General features: G+C 63.1%; 17 protein-coding genes. 8 read left to right on the top strand and 9 right to left on the bottom strand.

What is annotated here, in order from left to right; genetic code table 11:
• Nucleotides 1-19 precede the first annotated feature (19 nt).
• The 3 genes from tilS (at nt 20) to ispA (ending at nt 2,587) form a co-directional block, all read left to right on the top strand.
• On the top strand, nt 20-1,357 hold the full coding sequence (gene tilS / locus R3F00_RS07160) for a tRNA lysidine(34) synthetase TilS (RefSeq protein ID WP_371281078.1): 1,338 nt from the start codon (nt 20-22) through the stop codon (nt 1,355-1,357).
• 21 nt (nt 1,358-1,378) lie between these two features.
• Entirely contained in the window at nt 1,379-1,633 is a 255-nt protein-coding gene (locus tag R3F00_RS07155; RefSeq protein ID WP_371281077.1) for an exodeoxyribonuclease VII small subunit, read from the top strand.
• Nucleotides 1,634-1,702: 69 nt separating this feature from the next.
• On the top strand, nt 1,703-2,587 hold the full coding sequence (gene ispA, locus R3F00_RS07150) for a (2E,6E)-farnesyl diphosphate synthase (protein ID WP_371281176.1): 885 nt from the start codon (nt 1,703-1,705) through the stop codon (nt 2,585-2,587).
• Between the two features lie 33 nt (nt 2,588-2,620).
• Here ispA and R3F00_RS07145 read toward each other — a convergent pair whose 3' ends face one another.
• Nucleotides 2,621-3,040: a DUF4870 domain-containing protein gene (locus R3F00_RS07145; protein WP_371281076.1), complete on the bottom strand. Its 420-nt coding sequence runs from the start codon at nt 3,038-3,040 to the stop codon at nt 2,621-2,623.
• Between the two features lie 68 nt (nt 3,041-3,108).
• Nucleotides 3,109-4,464, bottom strand: a complete 1,356-nt coding sequence (gene pmbA, locus R3F00_RS07140; RefSeq protein WP_371281075.1) for a metalloprotease PmbA — start codon at nt 4,462-4,464, stop codon at nt 3,109-3,111.
• Between the two features lie 68 nt (nt 4,465-4,532).
• Between pmbA and yjgA the strand changes: the two genes are divergently transcribed.
• Complete coding sequence (gene yjgA, locus R3F00_RS07135) at nt 4,533-5,054, top strand: ribosome biogenesis factor YjgA (protein ID WP_371281074.1); 522 nt, start codon at nt 4,533-4,535, stop codon at nt 5,052-5,054.
• Nucleotides 5,055-5,086: 32 nt separating this feature from the next.
• Here yjgA and tldD read toward each other — a convergent pair whose 3' ends face one another.
• On the bottom strand, nt 5,087-6,529 hold the full coding sequence (gene tldD / locus R3F00_RS07130) for a metalloprotease TldD (protein WP_371281073.1): 1,443 nt from the start codon (nt 6,527-6,529) through the stop codon (nt 5,087-5,089).
• A gap of 174 nt (nt 6,530-6,703) precedes the next feature.
• Between tldD and R3F00_RS07125 the strand changes: the two genes are divergently transcribed.
• Nucleotides 6,704-6,895: a hypothetical protein gene (locus R3F00_RS07125; RefSeq protein WP_371281180.1), complete on the top strand. Its 192-nt coding sequence runs from the start codon at nt 6,704-6,706 to the stop codon at nt 6,893-6,895.
• A gap of 127 nt (nt 6,896-7,022) precedes the next feature.
• Nucleotides 7,023-8,990: a DEAD/DEAH box helicase gene (locus R3F00_RS07120; RefSeq protein WP_371281072.1), complete on the top strand. Its 1,968-nt coding sequence runs from the start codon at nt 7,023-7,025 to the stop codon at nt 8,988-8,990.
• A 281-nt stretch (nt 8,991-9,271) separates the two neighbouring features.
• Here R3F00_RS07120 and folE2 read toward each other — a convergent pair whose 3' ends face one another.
• The 6 genes from folE2 to efp all read right to left on the bottom strand — a co-directional run bounded on the left by folE2 (nt 9,272) and on the right by efp (nt 14,427).
• On the bottom strand, nt 9,272-10,213 hold the full coding sequence (folE2, locus tag R3F00_RS07115; protein WP_371281071.1) for a GTP cyclohydrolase FolE2: 942 nt from the start codon (nt 10,211-10,213) through the stop codon (nt 9,272-9,274).
• Between the two features lie 104 nt (nt 10,214-10,317).
• Nucleotides 10,318-11,145, bottom strand: a complete 828-nt coding sequence (locus R3F00_RS07110; protein WP_371281070.1) for a hypothetical protein — start codon at nt 11,143-11,145, stop codon at nt 10,318-10,320.
• Between the two features lie 8 nt (nt 11,146-11,153).
• Nucleotides 11,154-11,819, bottom strand: coding sequence for an HAD family hydrolase (locus R3F00_RS07105; protein ID WP_371281069.1), 666 nt, complete (start codon nt 11,817-11,819; stop codon nt 11,154-11,156).
• Nucleotides 11,816-12,520, bottom strand: a complete 705-nt coding sequence (gene ubiG / locus R3F00_RS07100) for a bifunctional 2-polyprenyl-6-hydroxyphenol methylase/3-demethylubiquinol 3-O-methyltransferase UbiG (RefSeq protein WP_371281068.1) — start codon at nt 12,518-12,520, stop codon at nt 11,816-11,818. The genes R3F00_RS07105 and ubiG overlap by 4 nt, the downstream gene beginning before the upstream one ends.
• 4 nt (nt 12,521-12,524) lie before the next feature.
• Nucleotides 12,525-13,880, bottom strand: a complete 1,356-nt coding sequence (locus R3F00_RS07095) for a TRZ/ATZ family hydrolase (protein WP_371281067.1) — start codon at nt 13,878-13,880, stop codon at nt 12,525-12,527.
• Nucleotides 13,861-14,427 (bottom strand): elongation factor P, encoded by a 567-nt coding sequence (gene efp / locus R3F00_RS07090; protein WP_371281066.1) that lies wholly within the window; start codon nt 14,425-14,427, stop codon nt 13,861-13,863. Before efp ends, R3F00_RS07095 begins: the two co-directional genes overlap by 20 nt.
• 89 nt (nt 14,428-14,516) lie before the next feature.
• Here efp and epmB point away from each other — a divergent pair, with 89 nt between their 5' ends.
• Together epmB and R3F00_RS07080 are read left to right on the top strand one after the other, a co-directional pair.
• On the top strand, nt 14,517-15,548 hold the full coding sequence (gene epmB / locus R3F00_RS07085; protein ID WP_371281065.1) for an EF-P beta-lysylation protein EpmB: 1,032 nt from the start codon (nt 14,517-14,519) through the stop codon (nt 15,546-15,548).
• A gap of 222 nt (nt 15,549-15,770) precedes the next feature.
• Nucleotides 15,771-17,849 carry an EAL domain-containing protein gene (locus R3F00_RS07080; RefSeq protein ID WP_371281064.1) on the top strand — a complete coding sequence of 693 codons (2,079 nt, stop codon included), beginning with the start codon at nt 15,771-15,773 and terminating at the stop codon, nt 17,847-17,849.
• Nucleotides 17,850-17,909 lie beyond the last annotated feature (60 nt).

The raw sequence follows: 17,909 nt of genomic DNA, 5'->3' as shown, positions 1-17,909 counted from the left end.
GCGGCTGACGGAGCATCCCGTGCACACAGGCCGCATGCGCGATCTGCTTGTTGCCGCGCTGGCCTCGTTGCCGCCTGGCCCGATCGCCGTGGCCTACAGCGGCGGCCTGGATTCGAGTGTTCTGCTGCACGCGCTGGCTGGCCTGCCGGCGGCCCGCGAACGCGGCCTGCGCGCCATTCACGTCGATCATGGTTTGCAGACTTCGAGCCGCGAGTGGGGCTCCGTATGCAAGAGCGTCTGTGCCGACCTCGACGTACCGTTGACGGTGATGTCCGTCGACGTCGAGCGCTCCAGCGGCTTTGGCCTTGAGGCGGCTGCACGACGGTCCCGGTTTGCCGCCATTCAATCGACACTGGCCGAAGATGAAGTCGTTGCCTTTGCTCATCATCGCGACGACCAGGCCGAAACGGTCCTGCTCAAACTGCTCCGCGGTGCGGGACCCGAAGGACTCTCGGCCATGCGCAAGCTTCGCCGCTTCGGCGTCGGCCATGCCTGGCGACCTCTGCTCGGCACTTCGCGCACTACCTTGCGCAGCTATGCCGAGCAAGTCGGGCTGGACTGGATCAGCGACCCCAGCAACGCCGACACCGTGATCGATCGCAATTATCTGCGCATGGATGTGCTGCCGCGCTTGCGCAAGCGCTGGCCCGAAGCGGACGCAAGCATTACCCAGAGTGCCGATTGGGTGCGCGCTGCGGCAGATTTCATCGAGCATGAGTCCAACCTGGCTCTGGCCCGAGTGCAGGGCCTCGATCCGGCCACATTGCGCTATTTGCAATGGCTGGAACTGCCCGATGCGCTGCGTGACCCGGTCTTGCGCCGATGGCTGCGAGCCATCGACCTGCCCGAACCCAATCGCTATCAGGTCGGCGAGCTCGTGCGCCAGCTGGCTGAAGCAGCCGAGCACAAGCTGCCTTGCATTCGCTGGCCTGGCGCAGAAATCCGGCGTTACCGGGATCTTGTCTACGCACTGCGTCCATTGCAGATGCCGGAGGCGCAATGGCGTGTGGCCTGGGATGGAAAACCGCTGCCACTTCCGGCAGGGCTCGGAACCCTGCGACTGGTCGACAATCGTGGCGAGGACCTGACGCCTGCCGCCAGCCTTTCATTTCACGTGCGCTTTCGCCGCGGCGGGGAGTCGCTTCGAGTGGCAGCCAACGGCTACACGCGCGAGCTGCGCGATCTGTTCCAGGAGGCCGGCATTCCACCCTGGGAGCGTGGTCGAATTCCCGTCGTGGTCGACGCCGAAGATCAACTGCTCGCCGTGGGTGATCTGTGGATCAGCGATGCCGGACGCACCTGCCTTGCCCGGCACGCTGCGCACCTGGCATGGGAACACGCATTGACCCCTGCCTGATGGCAGGCTAGCCTTCGCCGCATGCCCGCATCCAGCCCAAAGAATCCGAACCAGGTCGCCGAATTCGAACAGTCCCTGGACGAGCTCGAACAGCTGGTGACGCGCATGGAAGAAAGCGAGATGGGTCTGGATGATTCACTCAAGTCCTTCGAACGCGGTGTTGCCCTCTACCGCAGCTGCCAGAGCGCACTCGAACAGGCCGAATTGCGCGTGAAACAGCTGATCGATCCGGGCAAGCCCGAATCCGCCGAGCCTTTCGATCCCGATACGCCCTAGCACCCGTACGCAGCGCCATCGGTGCCTGAGCAGGAAACCATCATCATCGCTCCCACATCCGCGACCGACCTGACGCCGGCGCTGCGTGCCTTCGCGGCGCATGCCGACCAGGCGCTGGCAACCGCCCTGCCGCCACTGCAGCAGCCCCCGCTCGAATTGCATCGCGCGATGCATTACGCAGTGATGGGCGGCGGCAAACGCATGCGCCCGCTGCTCGTCTATGCAACCGGCAGCGCATTTGGCGCGCCGCTTGAACGTCTCGACGCGGCCGCTGTAGCGGTGGAAGTCATCCATGCCTACTCGCTGGTGCATGATGACTTGCCGGCGATGGACGATGACGCACTGCGCCGTGGCCGCCCGACCTGTCACATCGAATTTGGCGAAGCCATGGCGATACTCGCCGGCGATGCATTGCAGGCACTTGCATTCGAAGTGCTGACAGCGGAAACCTCCGCGGGAATCGACAGCCGGACCCGTCTGGAGATGCTGCACGTACTGGCCCGGGCCTGCGGCTCACAGGGCATGGCCGGCGGGCAGGCCTTCGACCTGAGTGCCGTCGGTCAACGCCTCGATGCGAACGAGCTCGAACGCATGCACGTCTACAAGACCGGCGCCCTGATTCGTGCTTCGGTGCGCCTCGGCGCACTTGCCGCCGGTTGCACCGATCGGACTCTGCTCGATTCGCTGGATCGCTACGCGCACTGCGTCGGGCTTGCCTTCCAGATTCGCGACGACATTCTTGACGTGGAAGGCGACCCCGACCAGATCGGCAAGACCGTGGGCAAGGATGCAGCCAGCGACAAGCCGACCTACCCCGCCATACTCGGCCTGCAGGCATCCGCTGCCCATCTGGACGAGCTTACCGAGCAGGCGCTCGCGGCAATCCAGCCCCTTGGCGAATCAGCGGCCTGTCTGCGCGATCTGGCCCGCTTCGTCGCCGAGCGCAAGAGCTGAGCCAGCCAGGTCGGCCCACCCTGAACTGCCTGCTTACTCGACCAGGCGCAGCGTGAACGGATAACGGTAGCGAATTCCGTTGTTGGCGTTCACGGCGGCGACGATGGTGAACACCAGCCAATAGGCAAACAGGGCAAGACCCAGCGGAACGGTCAACAACAGCCCGATGCCCAACGTCACGATGGTGACAATCCAGAGCGCGAGTCCGGCCAGCAGGACGGTGATGTTGAAGTTGAGCGCTTCCTTGGCCTGATCGCCGGCGAACGGCAGTGTATCGCGCTTGATCAGCCAGACAATCAATGGGCCCAGCACGCAACCCAGGCCGGTGACGATGAAGGCGCTGAATGCCGACAAGTGGCCGATCAGGGCCCAGGTGCGCTCATCTCCGACGGGAGCAACGACTTCTCCAGGATCGGGCTGCGGCTCGACATGCGCTTCGGTTTCGACATTCATGCTGCTCTCCAGTTCCGAGTCTCATCCTCAAGATGGGACCATTGACACCAGGGATCAAGGCCGGAAAGTCATGATCCGGCCACGGTCATCCGATCGAGCAGGATGGATCCGGTCAGGATGTGCGAGCGCGGATCGACGTCATTTCCGATGGCGACGATATTCGCAAACATGTCGCGCAGGTTCGATGCGATCGTGATTTCCTCGACCGGGTGAGCGATTTCACCGTTTTCCACCCAGAAGCCCGACGCGCCGCGTGAATAGTCTCCGGTCAGCAGGGATACGCCCTGCCCCATCAGTTCGGTGACGACAAGGCCGGTGCCCATGCGCCTGAGCAAGCCAGCGAAATCGTCTTCACCGGTATTGACGATGACGTTGTGCACGCCACCGGCATTGCCGGTACTGCGCAGGCCAAGCTTGCGTGCGGCGTAGCTTCCAAGCAGATAGCGCGCGACGTGTCCATCACGGACGATATCGGAATCCCTGGTCGCCACGCCCTCGGCGTCGAATGATGCCGAGGCCTGGCCGCGCCTGATATGCGGGCGCTCGACGATCTGGACGAAGTTCGGAAACACCGGTTTGCCGATGTGGTCGACCAGGAAACTCGCGCGCCGGTACAGGGCGCCGCCGCTGACCGCGGACAGGTAATGCCCGATCAGGCTGCGCGCAACGGAAGGCGAGAACAGCGTCGGGCACTGCCGGGTACCGATCTTGCGCGCACCGAGTCTCGCAAGCGTACGCTCGGCGGCCTTGCGACCGATCGATTCCACATCCGGGAAATCGCTGGCGCTGCGCACGGATTCGTACCAGTAGTCGCGCTGCATGCCGGCGCCATCTTCGGCAAGCAATGCAGCAGAAATCATGTGCCGCGTATCGCGTTCGCGCGAAAAGAAGCCATTCGATGTCGCGCCGACCGCCAGTGACGAGCCGATCTGGACGGTGGCGCCTTCCGAGTTGCTGATGCGTGGATCATGGCTGCGCCCTGCCGCTTCGCAGCGTCGGGCCAGCTCGGAGGCCTCTTCGGCCGTGATATCCCAGGGATGCCACAAGTCGAGATCCGGGAAATCATGGGCGAGCAGATCCTCATCGGCGAGGCCATTGCAGGGATCCTCCTCGGTGAAGCGCGCGATGTCACATGCATGTTCGATGGTCTTTTCGATGGAATCAGGATTGAGGTCAGCCGTGCTTGCCGCACCCTTGCGCTTGCCGAAATAGACCGTCAGCGAAAGACCCCGATCACGCGTATGCTCGATCGATTCGACCTCTCCGAGGCGCACGTTGACGTCGAGACCGACATCGACACCCACGCCGACATCCACTTCACTGGCGCCCTTGGCGCGACAGCGACGCAGGACGTCCTCGGTCAGCTCGGACAGCCTGTCCAGTTCGGCCAAGCTGTCATCGCGGTTGGTGATTGCCTGATTCACGCCTTATCCTCTTGTTGTCCGATGCGCCGACTCGATCTCCGAATGCGGCATCCACTTGCAGAATCCTGATGTCCAACGATGAAACCGATGTGGCCTTCGACGGCCCCAGCCGTAGCCAGCGACGCCGTGATGCCACGGCGATCTTCAAACTGGCCGAGTCTCTGGTCACATTGACCGATGCCCAGCTGGAACGCGTCCCACTGGACGACGACCTGCTCGTGGAGGTGCGCAGGACGCGCGCCATCCACCAGCCGATCGCGCGCAAGCGCGAAACCCAGTACCTTGCCAAGCTGATGCGTCGACTCGAGCCCGAGGAGATCGATGCGATCCGCCTTGTGCTCGAGATCGATCGCCAGCAGTCGTACCGGGAAACCGCCCAGTTGCATCAACTGGAGGCCCTGCGCGACCGCCTGATCGCCGAAGGCGACAGCGCGCTTGAGGAAGTGATCCTCGAGCATCCCGATGCTGACCGCCAGCAGCTGCGCAATCTGATCCGCCAGGCAAACCTTGAGGCGAAGAAGCAGAAACCCCCGAAGGCCTCACGCGAGCTGTTCCGCACGCTGCGCGACATGCTGGGTCAGACGGGCTGACGCGAAAGGCCGAGGCTTGCCGGTACTGCCCATCAGGCCGCCGTTCCGCCCACGGTAAGATTGTCGATCTTCAAGGTCGGCTGGCCGACACCGACCGGCACGCTCTGCCCGTCCTTGCCGCATACGCCGACACCCTCGTCGAGCTTGAGGTCATTGCCGATCATCGATACGTGCTTGAGCACTTCGGGACCTGCGCCGATCAGGGTTGCGCCCTTGACCGGGCGAGTGACCTTGCCATCCTCGATCAGATAGGCCTCGCTGGCCGAAAACACGAACTTTCCATTGGTGATGTCGACCTGGCCGCCGCCGAAATTGACGGCATACAGCCCGTTCTTGACCGAGCGCAGGATTTCCTCGGGATCGCGCTCGCCCGCACGCATGTAGGTGTTCGTCATGCGCGGCATCGGCAAGTGCGCGAAGGATTCGCGACGCCCGTTGCCGGTGGCCTTCATGCCCATCAGGCGCGCGTTGAACTTGTCCTGGATCAGGCCTTTCATGATGCCGTCCTCGACCAGTACCGTGCAGTTCGTCGGCGTGCCCTCGTCATCGACACTGAGCGAACCGCGGCGTCCGGCCATGGTGCCATCGTCGACGATGGTCACGCCCGGCGCGGCGACGCGCCGACCCATGCTGTTGGAGAACGCCGAGGTACCCTTGCGATTGAAGTCGCCCTCGAATCCGTGCCCGATCGCTTCGTGCAGCAGCACGCCGGGCCAACCGGGACCGAGCACCACGGTCATGTTGCCGGCGGGAGCAGCCACGGCATCAAGGTTGACCAGGGCCGCGCGCACGGCTTCGCGAGCGGACCGCCGGGCGCGGTCATTCTCGAGCAACTCGACCAGATCGTAGCGGCCGCCGCCGCCACTGCTACCGCTTTCGCGACGACCATTCTGTTCGACAATGACCTGGACATTGAAGCGCACCAGCGGGCGCACGTCGGCGGCCAGGGTGCCATCGGAGGCAGCCACCATGATCGTGTCCACGGTTGAGGCGACGCTGACGATCACCTCGCGGACACGCGCATCAAGCGAGCGCGCATAGGCATCGGTTTCACGCAGCAGGCGCACCTTGGCTTCACTGCCCATCGAGTCGATCGGATCGAGCGCCGGATAGAGTGCGCGCGCCGCTGAGGAGACCAGCGGCCTGCCATTGCCACCGCTCGATTCGCGCGCTATCGCCCGCGCCGAACCGGCGGCCTCGAGCAGGGCCGGCATCACGATATCGTCGGAATAGGCGAACCCGGTCTTCTCGCCAGACAGCGCGCGCACGCCGACGCCCTGTTCGATCGCGTGGCTGCCGTCCTTGACGATGCCATCCTCGAGCACCCATGACTCGCTACGCGAATGCTGGAAATAGAGGTCGGCATAGTCCACCGCCGGCGTCATCAGCCGCGCGAACACACGATCGAGGTCAGAGGCAGCGAGGCCGCCCGGACTCAGCAGACGCTGTTCGGCCAGCGCAATCAATTCGGTCATGTCGGAATTCGAGTCGGTAGGGAGCTGGACCCCGTAGTGGGGGCTGAAGTTGCGTGAAACAAGATGAATGGCTGCAAACGGCTGATTTCATTATCAATTCAGCCCCCGAATATTCGGGAACGGCTCAGCAAGGACGGTTCATCCTCAAGCCTCACGCGTCTGCAGGAGACCATCATGTCACGAGGAGACAAATCCGCTTACACCGACAAGCAAAAGCGCAAGGCCGAGCATATCGAGGAAACCTATCGGGAGCGCGGCGTTTCGAGGGAAGAGGCCGAGAAAAGGGCCTGGGCCACGGTCAACAAGGAAGACGGTGGCGGCAACAAGTCCGGTTCGGGCAGGAAGAATCACGCCGACAAGTCCTGAATCGCAGTCGACCCGGCTGGACATGACGTACGCCGCACCGCGCAGCGGGGCAGACAAGCCGCTACAATACGCGCCCTTCCTTCAACGCCGACCTGCCGTCTCCGGCCGTCGACGCATCGAGAATCCCATGTCCGACCCGGCGACCGACGTCACGCCAACCGATATTTCCTTCAGGGATCTCGCCCTACGCGAGCCTCTCGAGCGCATTCTCGCCGAACTCGGATACGAGTCACCGTCGCCGATCCAGGCGGCAACAATTCCACATCTGCTTGCAGGCAAGGATGTTCTGGGCCAGGCCCAGACCGGTACCGGCAAGACCGCCGCGTTTGCCTTGCCGATTCTGAACAATCTGGATCTGCGCAAATCGAAGCCGCAGGCCCTCGTGCTGGCGCCTACCCGCGAACTCGCGATTCAGGTCGCCGAGGCATTTCAGCGCTACGCCACGCATATCCCGGGCTTCCATGTGTTGCCGATCTATGGCGGCCAGTCCTATGGCCCGCAGCTGAGCGGACTTCGCCGCGGCGCGCACGTCGTGGTCGGTACGCCCGGCCGCATCATCGATCATCTGGATCGCGGCTCGCTCGATCTTTCCGAGCTGAGTTGCCTGGTCCTCGATGAGGCCGATGAAATGCTGCGCATGGGCTTCATCGACGATGTCGAGGCCGTGCTCAAGAAAACCCCGCCGACGCGTCAGGTTGCACTTTTCTCGGCCACCATGCCGTCGCAGATCCGACGCATTGCGCAAATCCATCTGCGCGAGCCGGTCGAGATCACGATCAAGTCGAAGACTACCACCGCGGCCAAGACCCGCCAGCGCTACTGGCTGGTCAGCGGCATGCACAAGCTCGATGCACTCACGCGCATCCTCGAAGCCGAACCCTTCGACGCGATGATCATCTTCACGCGCACCAAGGTCGCCACCGAAGAGCTCGCCGAGCGCCTGCAGGCGCGTGGTCTGGCTGCCGCCGCGATCAATGGCGATCTCGCCCAGCCTCAACGCGAACGAGCGATCCAGCAACTCAAGGACGGCAAGCTCGATATCCTGGTTGCCACCGACGTTGCCGCGCGCGGACTCGATGTCGATCGCATCAGCCACGTACTCAACTACGACATTCCCTACGATACCGAATCCTATGTGCACCGCATCGGTCGCACTGGCCGCGCCGGCCGGGAAGGCGATGCGATCCTGTTCGTGACGCCGCGCGAGCGCAACATGCTGCGCCAGATCGAACGCGCGACGCGCCAGCCGATCGAGATCATGGAACTGCCCTCGGTGCAGACCGTGAATGATCTGCGCATCACCCGCTTCAAGGACCGCATCACGACCGCACTCGCGGCCAGCGACCTCGGCACGTTCCGCAGCCTGATCGAACAGTACGAAGTCGAGCACGACGTTCCGGCAATCGAAATCGCCGCCGCCCTGGCCCGACTCGCCCAGGGCGACAAGCCGCTGCTACTCGATCCCAAGGCGCGTCCGGAACGCCGCGAATTCGATCCGACTGCCAGCCGTGAACGCAAGGACTTCGCCAATCGCAGTGATCGCAGTCGCAGCGAACGCCCAGAACGCGGCGAACGCAACGAGCGACCACGCGCCGATCGTCCGCCGCACCCGCGTGCCGCACGCACCGAAGCGTTCAGCAATCCCGCAGAGGATGGCCGCAAGCGCATCCCGGAAGCTCGCGAGCCGCGCGCGCATGCGGCCTCCGAACATCGCCCGCCCGAAACCGGCATGGAAACTTTCCGCGTGGAAGTCGGGCACATGCATGGGGTCAAGCCGGGCAATATCGTCGGCGCCATCGCCAACGAAGCCGAACTCGACAGCAAGTACATCGGCCGCATCACGATCCGCGAAGACCACAGCCTGGTCGACCTGCCCGAAGGCATGCCCAGCGAAGTCCTGCAGATCCTGAAGAAATCCTGGGTAGCCGGTCAGCGACTGCGCATCACGCGCGGAACGGCCGGTGAGCCGAGAGCCAAGGAGGAGGATGCATCCGATCGCGGTCCGCGACCCTCGTTTCCCGGAAGCAAGCCGACACCGAAGCACTCCCGAATCGGACCGCCGCACAAGGGCAAGAAACCGGGCAAGAAATACTGACTGCGCGCCCCTGAATCCTGGTTTGGGCGCTCGTTCCTTGAGGGATCACTTGAGATTCGACGTCGAAGAAGCGAATCGAATCCGGTTCGTGCCGAGCCTGCCGAAGCATGAACGGCATGCCGCGGAATCTTGCCGAACGGTGTCACGCAACTGAATGCCGGGATGCTTCGACTGGCTGAAGTCTGGGGCAACGCTGGGAAAACGGGCATTTTTCTGCAAGGTTGGCAGAGCACGGAATGTTTCAAGCGCCCAGCTCAACGGGACGCGAGTGCTGAAGTCCGCTACGCCACAAACCCGCCATCGATGCCCTTGGTTGCGTAAGCCACTGCATCATGCGGATGCAGGCTTTCGAGATGCGAGGCGCGTACCCAGAAATCGACGATGCGTTCGTCGTGGTCCAGCGCATTGCGCATGCGCCGAGCGGCGTCCTCGCAGAACATCAGGTTCTGGCCATTGAGCAGGGCGAAAGCCTGTTCGTCTTCGCGCTTTACCGCGGTCTGCACCGGCGTCTGCAAGGCGCCCTCGATCAGGTCGATCAGATCGATGATCGGGAATTCGAAGCCGTTGCCGAGGCGCACCCGGACGCGGGCGCTGCTGCGCTGGCTGTGTGGCGTCGCACAGATGCCGGACTCGCTGCCCAGCCATTCGAGTACGGCGGCGCGATCAATCGGTCGGTCGTCTGCAAAGTCATTCGCAAACTGTTCCTGGATCAGCTGGCGTGCCAACGCGGCCGAACACGGACAGGTGCTCGAGTAGAGGATCTCCGTTTCCAGTTCGAAGGCGAACGCACCATCGTGCATGCTGGCATTGATGACGACCGGGTAGGTCTTCCAGCCGCTGTTGTCGCTGGCCAGGGCCGGCCGTCTGACCATGTGATCGAAACGCACGCTGATGCGTGCCCGATCGGACAGGTCGGCATGCGACTCGAGAAAGTCGCGCAGAAGCCGGCGCAAGGAACACGGCGAAAGCGGTTCGCGCGACAGATGCTGATCCACATGCAGGTATAGGCGCGACATGTGGATGCCGCGCGCTTCGGCCTGGTTCAGATTGACATGGGCGGCCACCCGCGCCGGCGACTGAACGAGCACGCCATCGGCATCGGCAATCCGGATCGGCACGGCGATTTCATCCATGCCGACCCAGTCCAGCGGACCTGCATTGTCGGCATCGGCCTGGCTTGCGATGTCGGGCATGAGTCGGGCGGTGTTGGTCGTTGCAGTCATCTGGTATTTCCGGTGGCCACCTGGTGTCGAGCCGCAATGAATCTGCCCGAACAAGCCATGTTGGGCAGTCTGGGGCGCAGATCAAGTGCGATCAGGGTACAAAATCAGAAGCTTGGCTGCACTCGTCGCGCTGCCCGCCAACAGGCCCAAAGCGCGGAAAGCGGAAGCCTGTCGAGGTTGCTGGCACTGCATTCCAGTGGATTTTCGGCGTGCGCGGCATCCCGGCAACGCCTCAGGTCGGCGGTCAGACCTGCCGCCAGTATCGGTGGCAGGCCACGACGGTCCACCGATTTCATGGCCTCGGCAAGCGCGGAAAAGTGCTCTCTCAATACCCTGTCGCGCTGCGGGCCCGCGCTGCCCAGTGCATTGCTCGAAATGCCATGGCCGGCCAGCAAGTCAAGCGGCACAGGCAAGCGCCCGGCAGCCATGGACTCCGGCAATCGAACGGTTTCCAGCAGGATCCGTGAAAGGGCGCCGGCCTGGCTGCTGCTCTCGACCGACTGGCCCGGATAGACCGTCGACTCGATCCGGACCAGCGCAGCGTAGTAGCAGCGATAACCGGCCAGGAGTTCGGACAACCCACGCGCGGGGGCCGCTTCACGCTGCGCAAATGCCGCGTCTGTCCATGTCCGCCATGCGTCGGCTGGCAATGCCTTCAACGCAGGTGATTCGGCCAGCACCCGGGTCAGGGGATGCCGAACCATGCCCGATGGCATCAGGCTCAGTTCTTCAGCCCACCATTGCAGTTTGCTGGCTGCCACGGCGGCCTCGCCTGCGCCGTAGGTGGCAAGACCGACTTCGAGCGACACGCAGACCAGGGCAGAGACCATGGGACGAGCCGCTGGCGTCACGAAGCGAAGGGCCAGCGGCAACTCGGGATGCGCCAGCGACCACTTGGCCTCGAAACTCGCCACGGCGTCGGTGGGGGCCACCATCGAACTCAGCCCAGTCGCAGACTGGAAGTCAGGTCGGCAACGCTCGCGGCGACGTCATCGGCGCCCCAGGCATGTGGATCGCCACCGTTCAGGTAGCCCCAGGCTGCCGCGATCGTGCGCGTTCCGGCGGCCTGCCCTGCTTCGATGTCACGCAGGTCGTCGCCGACGAACAGGGTGCGTGCCGGATCGACCTTCATCAGTGCGCAGGCATGCAGCACCGGCGCCGGATGCGGCTTGCGATGCTCGAGTGTGTCACCTGCAACCAGCGCGCCGCAGCGACTGGCCAGATTCAGCTGTTCCAGCATCGGCGCGGCGAGCCAGCCGGCCTTGTTGGTAACGATGCCCCAGGCAATGGCGCGCGACTCGAGATCGCGCAAGACCTCCTCCATGCCCTCGTAAAGCGCAGTCGATGCATTGCCGCGCGCGGAATAGAGATCCAGATAGCGCGGCAACAGTGCCTCGACGCCGGCCTCATCCAGGTCAGGCAATCCGCGACGCAGGATGGCGCGGCCGCCCGCTGAAACGACGCGACTCACGGCCACCGGATCAGGGGCGGCTCGACCGATTTCGGCACACAGGGTGGCCAGTGCAGCGACCAGATCCGGTGCGGAATCCACCAGGGTTCCATCCAGATCAAACAGGACTGCCTGGGGATCCGTGAAACGGCTCATTCGGATTTCACGGCGCAGGCAAGATAGTTGACCGCTACCGAGTCGCTTAGCCAGGCCTTGCGCGTCAGCGGGTTGTAGCCCATGCCGCGCAGGTCTTCCAGTTCGAATCCTGCCCCGCGCAGCGCGCCGGCCAGTTCGGATGGCTTGATGAATTGGGCGTAGTGATGGGTGCCCTTTGGCAGCAGTCGCAGCAGGTACTCGGCGCCGACAATGGCTGCGGCAAACGATTGTGGCGTGCGGTTGAGGGTTGACAGGAACAGTCGACCACCCGGCTTGAGCAGGTCGGCGCAGGCGCGGATCACACTGGCCGGATCAGGCACGTGCTCGAGCATTTCCATGCAGGTGACCACATCAAACTGCGCCGGCATTTCGGCGGCCAGCGATTCCACGCTGGTCTCCCGATAGTCGACCTGCAAGCCGCTCTCCATGAGATGCAGACGGGCCACGTCGATCACGGCAGGCGCCATGTCGATGCCGACCACCTCTGCACCAGCAGCAGCCATCGATTCGCTGAGCAGTCCGCCGCCGCAGCCGACATCGAGTGCACGGCTGCCCTTCAGCGCGACGCGCCCTGCGATGTAGCCGAAACGCACGGGGTTGAGATCATGCAGAGGCCGTGACTCGCCATCGGCATCCCACCAGCGACTGGCCAGACGTTCGAACTTTGCAACTTCGGCGGGATTGACGTTGTGGGTGCTCATGGCATCAGGCAGCCGCGATTCGTTCACGCCAGCGTCGGGCCCTGGCGAGAACTTCGACGGTGTCGATATCGGCGAGCTGACGATCGCGCAGCTTGTGCTGACCTGCGATCCAGACATCGCTGACCTGGTGCCGTCCCGCCGCATAGATCAGTTGCGAGATCACGTTGTAGATCGGCTGTGTCTCGATTGCATCGAGACGCACGGCCGCCATATCGGCCTGCTTGCCGGATTCGATTGAACCGATCTGCTCGTGCCAGCCGAGGGCGCGCGCCGAGCCCAGCGTGGCTGCGCGAAGAATGGTCGCGGCATCGAGAGCGGTGGCATCGTTGGCGATCATCTTTCCGACCATGGCAGCCGAGCGCATTTCACCGAACATGTCGAGGTCGTTGTTCGAAGCGCAGCCATCCGTACCGATAGCCAGGTTCACGCCACCACGACGGATCGCTTCGGCCGGGCAGAAGCCGCTCAGCAACTTCATGTTCGATTCGATGTTGTGCACGATCGACACGCCTGACTGCGCACATTCGGCGATCTCGGCTTCGGTGATCTGGGTCATGTGCACGGCGATCAGGCGTTCGTTGACCAGACCCAGCTGCCTGATCCTGGCGAACGGACGCATGCCGAAATCTCGCAGGCTGTCGCTGACTTCACCCGCGGTTTCATGCAGGTGGAGATGTACCGGCAGATCGAGCTGGTTCGAAAGCAACTGGATGCGTTCGAAACTCTCGTTCGACACCGTGTAAGGCGCATGCGGCGCAAAACTCGTGCCCAGCAAGGTCTCGCCGCGCAGGCTGTCATGGACTTCCAGCGCCTTGTCGAAATATTCATCGCGGCTGCTGGCCCATGGCGTCGGAAATTCGATCACCGGCAATCCGATGCGCGCGCGAAAGCCGTACCGGCGATAGGTTGCCGCCTGCACATCCGGAAAGAAGTAGTTTTCGTTGCAGCAGGTCGTGCCACCACGAAGCATTTCGGCGATGGCCAGTTCCACGCCATCGCGCACGAACTCGGGCCCGACCGCACGCGCTTCGGCTGGCCAGACGTGCTCCTGAAGCCAGGGCATCAGGGCCACGTCGTCGGCCAGACCCCGCATCAGGGTCATCGGATTATGGGTATGCCCGTTGACGAGTCCCGGTATCAGCGCGTGTTCGGGCAGTTCGACACGTTCACGCGGCACGAACTGCCGTCGCGCCTCGGCGATCGGAAGCACCGCGACGATGCAGTCGGCGTCGACCGCAACCGCATGCCCTTCGAGCACGACCGCATGCGGCTCGACCGGAATGACCCAGCGCGCTTCGATCAGCAGATCGACGGCGCGCGGTGCATTCAGGCCGTTGCTGTCACTTGACTCGACCGACATACTCACCGGTGCGGGTGTCGACCTTGATGATCTCGTTCTGGTTGACGAAAAGGGGAACGCGCACCACGGCACCGGTTTCAAGCTTGGCCGGCTTGCCGCCACCGCCCGAGGTGTCGCCGCGCACGCCGGGATCGGTTTCGACAATCTGAAGTTCGACGAAATTGGGCGGCGTCACCGTCAATGGCGCGCCATTCCAGAGCGTCACCATGACCATTTCATTGCCCTTGAGCCATTTGGCTGCATCGGCCACGGCGTTTTCGTCGGCAGCAATCTGCTCGTGATTTTCCGGATGCATGAAATGCCAGAACTCGCCGTCCGTGTAGAGGAACTCCATGTCGGTATCCATGACGTCTGCGCCCTCGACCGTGTCGGTCGATTTCATGGTCATTTCAACCGTGCGGCCAGTCTTGAGGTTGCGGTACTTGACCCGGGTAAACGCCTGGCCCTTGCCCGGCTTGATGAAATCCGTGTCGACTATCGTGCACGGGTAGCCGTCAACAATGATCTTGAGGCCGTTCTTGACGTCGTTCATTCCATGCGAAGCCATGGAGTGCTCCTGTAGCTAGAGGATAAGCCGCCAGTGAAAGCGGCTAGAATGGGCAATTCGTTGACCGGGCGACCCGGAACCGATCGACAATGATACCTGCAAGCCCGCGTTTCTCCCAGATTCCCATCCCCGTGACGGCAGCTTCCGGCCGGCGCTGGCAGCAAGTCTGGCGCGACGCCGTGACCGATCCGAAGGAACTGCTGGCCTTGCTTGGCCTTTCGCACAGGGCGGATGAGCTGCTGGCCACTGCCGATACCGGATTCGCCCTGCGCGTGCCGCGCGGATTCATCGCCCGCATGCGTCATGGTGACGCTGCCGACCCCTTGCTGTTGCAGGTTCTGCCGGGCCCGGGCGAACTGCTCAACCCCGCCGGATACGCGACGGATGCCGTGGGTGACCTGGATTCGAGAGCGGCGAGCGGTGTATTGCAGAAATATGCCGGCCGCTCCCTGCTGATCGCGACGGGATCCTGCGCGATCAATTGCCGCTACTGCTTTCGCAGACACTTTCCCTACGCCGAGGAGACTGCGGCCGCAGGACGCTGGCGAGCGGCACTCGAGCATCTGGCCGGCGAATCCTCGATCAATGAAGTCATCCTGTCCGGAGGCGACCCGCTGTCGCTGTCGACCCCCAGGCTTGCCGAACTGACCGACGCGCTGCAGCGGATACCGCACATTCGACGACTGCGTGTCCACAGCCGCCTGCCGATCGTCCTGCCTGAACGGGTCGACCGGGAATTGCTGGACTGGCTCGACGCATTACCCATGCAGAAGGTGATGGTCGTGCACGCCAACCATGCCAACGAGATCGACGAAGCGGTGATTGCCGCCAGCGAGGCCTTGCGCGGCGTCGGCCTGACCCTGCTCAATCAGTCGGTATTGCTGCGCCGGATCAACGATACGGTGCAGGCGCTTTGCGATTTGTCAGAGCGGCTGATTGCCGCGGGCATTCTGCCCTACTACCTGCACCAGCTGGATCGCGTGCAGGGCACTTCGCACTTCGAGGTGGAAGACGCGAATGCAGTCGAACTGGTCGATTCGATGCGCTGTCAGTTACCGGGCTATCTCGTCCCGAAACTGGTTCGCGAGGTCGCCGGCGACGCCAGCAAGCGCCCGTTGTGATTGCCAGGGAGTTCAAACCGGGTGGCAGAGCTGTCGAGGCGCCCATACGACCCCCATGTTCCTGATGAGGTGGCAATCCTTGTTCAGATTCTTCTTCCACGATCCGATAAACACTCTCCGGTATGGAAATAAACCGGTGATTCCGGTACAAGTCCCAGCCTTGGTTGTTACTCGCATGACGACCAGCCGTGCCACGCGCACCTCCCCGAAAGCGCCATATTCATGACCAAGACAGACAATGTGATCAAGCTGCTGCTGATCGAGGACTCCGCCGACGAAGCGGAGCAGATCATCAGCATGCTGCGGAACGGCGGCATTGCCGTTCGCCCCTCGCGAGCGGCCAACGAGGCCGAACTGGAGGATTTGCTCGAGCGCCAGACGCCGGACCTGATCCTGGCCAACCTCGGCAGCAGTGATCTGCCCCTGCGCCAGACGACCGAAGCGGTGAACAAGACCGGCAAGGACATTGCCGTGGTCGTGTACGGCGCAAACCTTTCCGACACGCAGGTGGTCGACGCGTTTCTGGGCGGAGCGCGAGCACTCGCCTTGCACAGCCGCGCCGATCATCTGCAGATCATCGTACGCCGCGAGTTCGAGGCGCTGGCCATGCGCCGCAGCGTGCGCCACCTCGAAGGTGCCCTGCGCGAATCCGAGCGCCGCTGCAGCGATTTGCTGGATTCCTCCCGCGATCCCATCGCCTATGTGCACGAAGGCATGCATGTGCGGGCCAACAAGGCCTACCTCGAGACCTTCGGCTACGACGACTTCGAGGACATCGAAGGGCTGTCCATCCTCGACCTGATCGCCCCCGAGGATGCGGACGACTTCAAGTCACTGCTCAAGCGACTGTCCAAGGGCGAGCGTCCGCCGCAGAAGCTGAACCTGAAGGCCCAGCGCGGCGACGGCGAAACCTTTGATGCCGTCATGGAGTTCGCCGAGGCGATCTACGAGGGCGAAACCTGCCAGCAAATCGTGTTCCGCCAGCAGCTGGCCGATTCCACGAATTCCGAAGAGCTCGAGGCCCTGCGCAGCAAGGATCTGATCACCGACCTGTTCAATCGCCAGCACCTGATCATCGAGCTCGACCGCGCCGCCGCCGCAGCCACCAAGGGCAAGGCCGATCAGGCTCTGGTCCTGCTTGAGCTGGACAACTACAAGACCGTGCTCGACGGCATCGGCCTTGGCAACACCGACCTGCTGCTTGGCGACATGGCCAACCTGCTGCGGCGGCACCTCAAGGAAACCGACATTCCGGGCCGACTCGGCGAGCACACCTTCGGCATTCTCGTTCACGACCACTCGGCCGAGGCCGTGTCCGAGCTGGCCGAAAACCTGCGCAAGGCCTTCGAGGAACGCATTTTCGAAGTCGGCAAGAACTCGATCAACCTGACCATCAGCGTGGCCGGCAGCCTGATTGGCGAAAAAACCGCCAACGGCAACACCGTACTCGACCAGGCCGCCGTCACCTTGCGCGCCATCCAGGCCGAAGGCGGCAACCAGGCCCGCGTCTTCGACCCCTCGGCCAAGGACAAGGCCGATGCGGAAAAGAACCGGCACTGGATCAAGCTGATCAAGGAAGGACTCGAAAACGACGGCTATGTCCTTTATTACCAGCCGATCATCAGCCTGCAGGGAGCCGAGGGCGAGTTCTATGAAATCCTGTTGCGCATGAAGGGCCCCAAGGGAGAGATCCTGCCCGGGTTCTTCATGCCGATCGCCGAGCAGCATGGGCTGCTGCCGCAACTGGATCGCTGGGTCATCGCCAATGCAATTCGTGCGCTGGCGGAACGCGAACAGGCCGGCCAGAAGTCCACGTTCTTCGTCAAGCTGGCGCCACAGTCGCTGGAGGATCAGGGACTCCTTCCGTGGATTGCCCTGCAGCTGAAGAATTCGCGCTTGCGCGGCGATGCGCTGGTTTTCGAAATGCCCGAAAGCAAGGTCGTGACCAACCTCAAACCCGCGCGCGCCTTCGTGCGCGGACTCGAGCAGCTGCACTGCGGATTCGCCCTCGAGCAATTCGGCTCCGGACTCAATTCGTTCCAGTTGCTCAAGCACATACCCGCGCACTACCTGAAAGTCGACCGCAGCTACATGGCCGAGCTGCCGAAGAACAAGGAGAACCAGGAGCGCATCAAGGCGATGTGCGAGCAGGCCCACAGCGCCGGAAAGCTCACCGTCGCCGAGTTCGTCGAGGACGCGGCCAGCATGTCGATCCTGTTTTCCTGCGGCATCAACTTCGTTCAGGGCAACTTCCTGCAGGAACCCGAGCAGGTCATGTCCTACGAATTCGGCAACGGTTGACGCAAGGCAAGCGTTGCGGAATATCCCATGAAAAAGGCCCCGCATTGCGGGGCCTTCTTT

Source organism: Dokdonella sp., assembly GCF_041395345.1.
GTDB lineage: Bacteria > Pseudomonadota > Gammaproteobacteria > Xanthomonadales > Rhodanobacteraceae > Dokdonella.
This window is presented reverse-complemented; position numbering and strand designations above follow the sequence as displayed.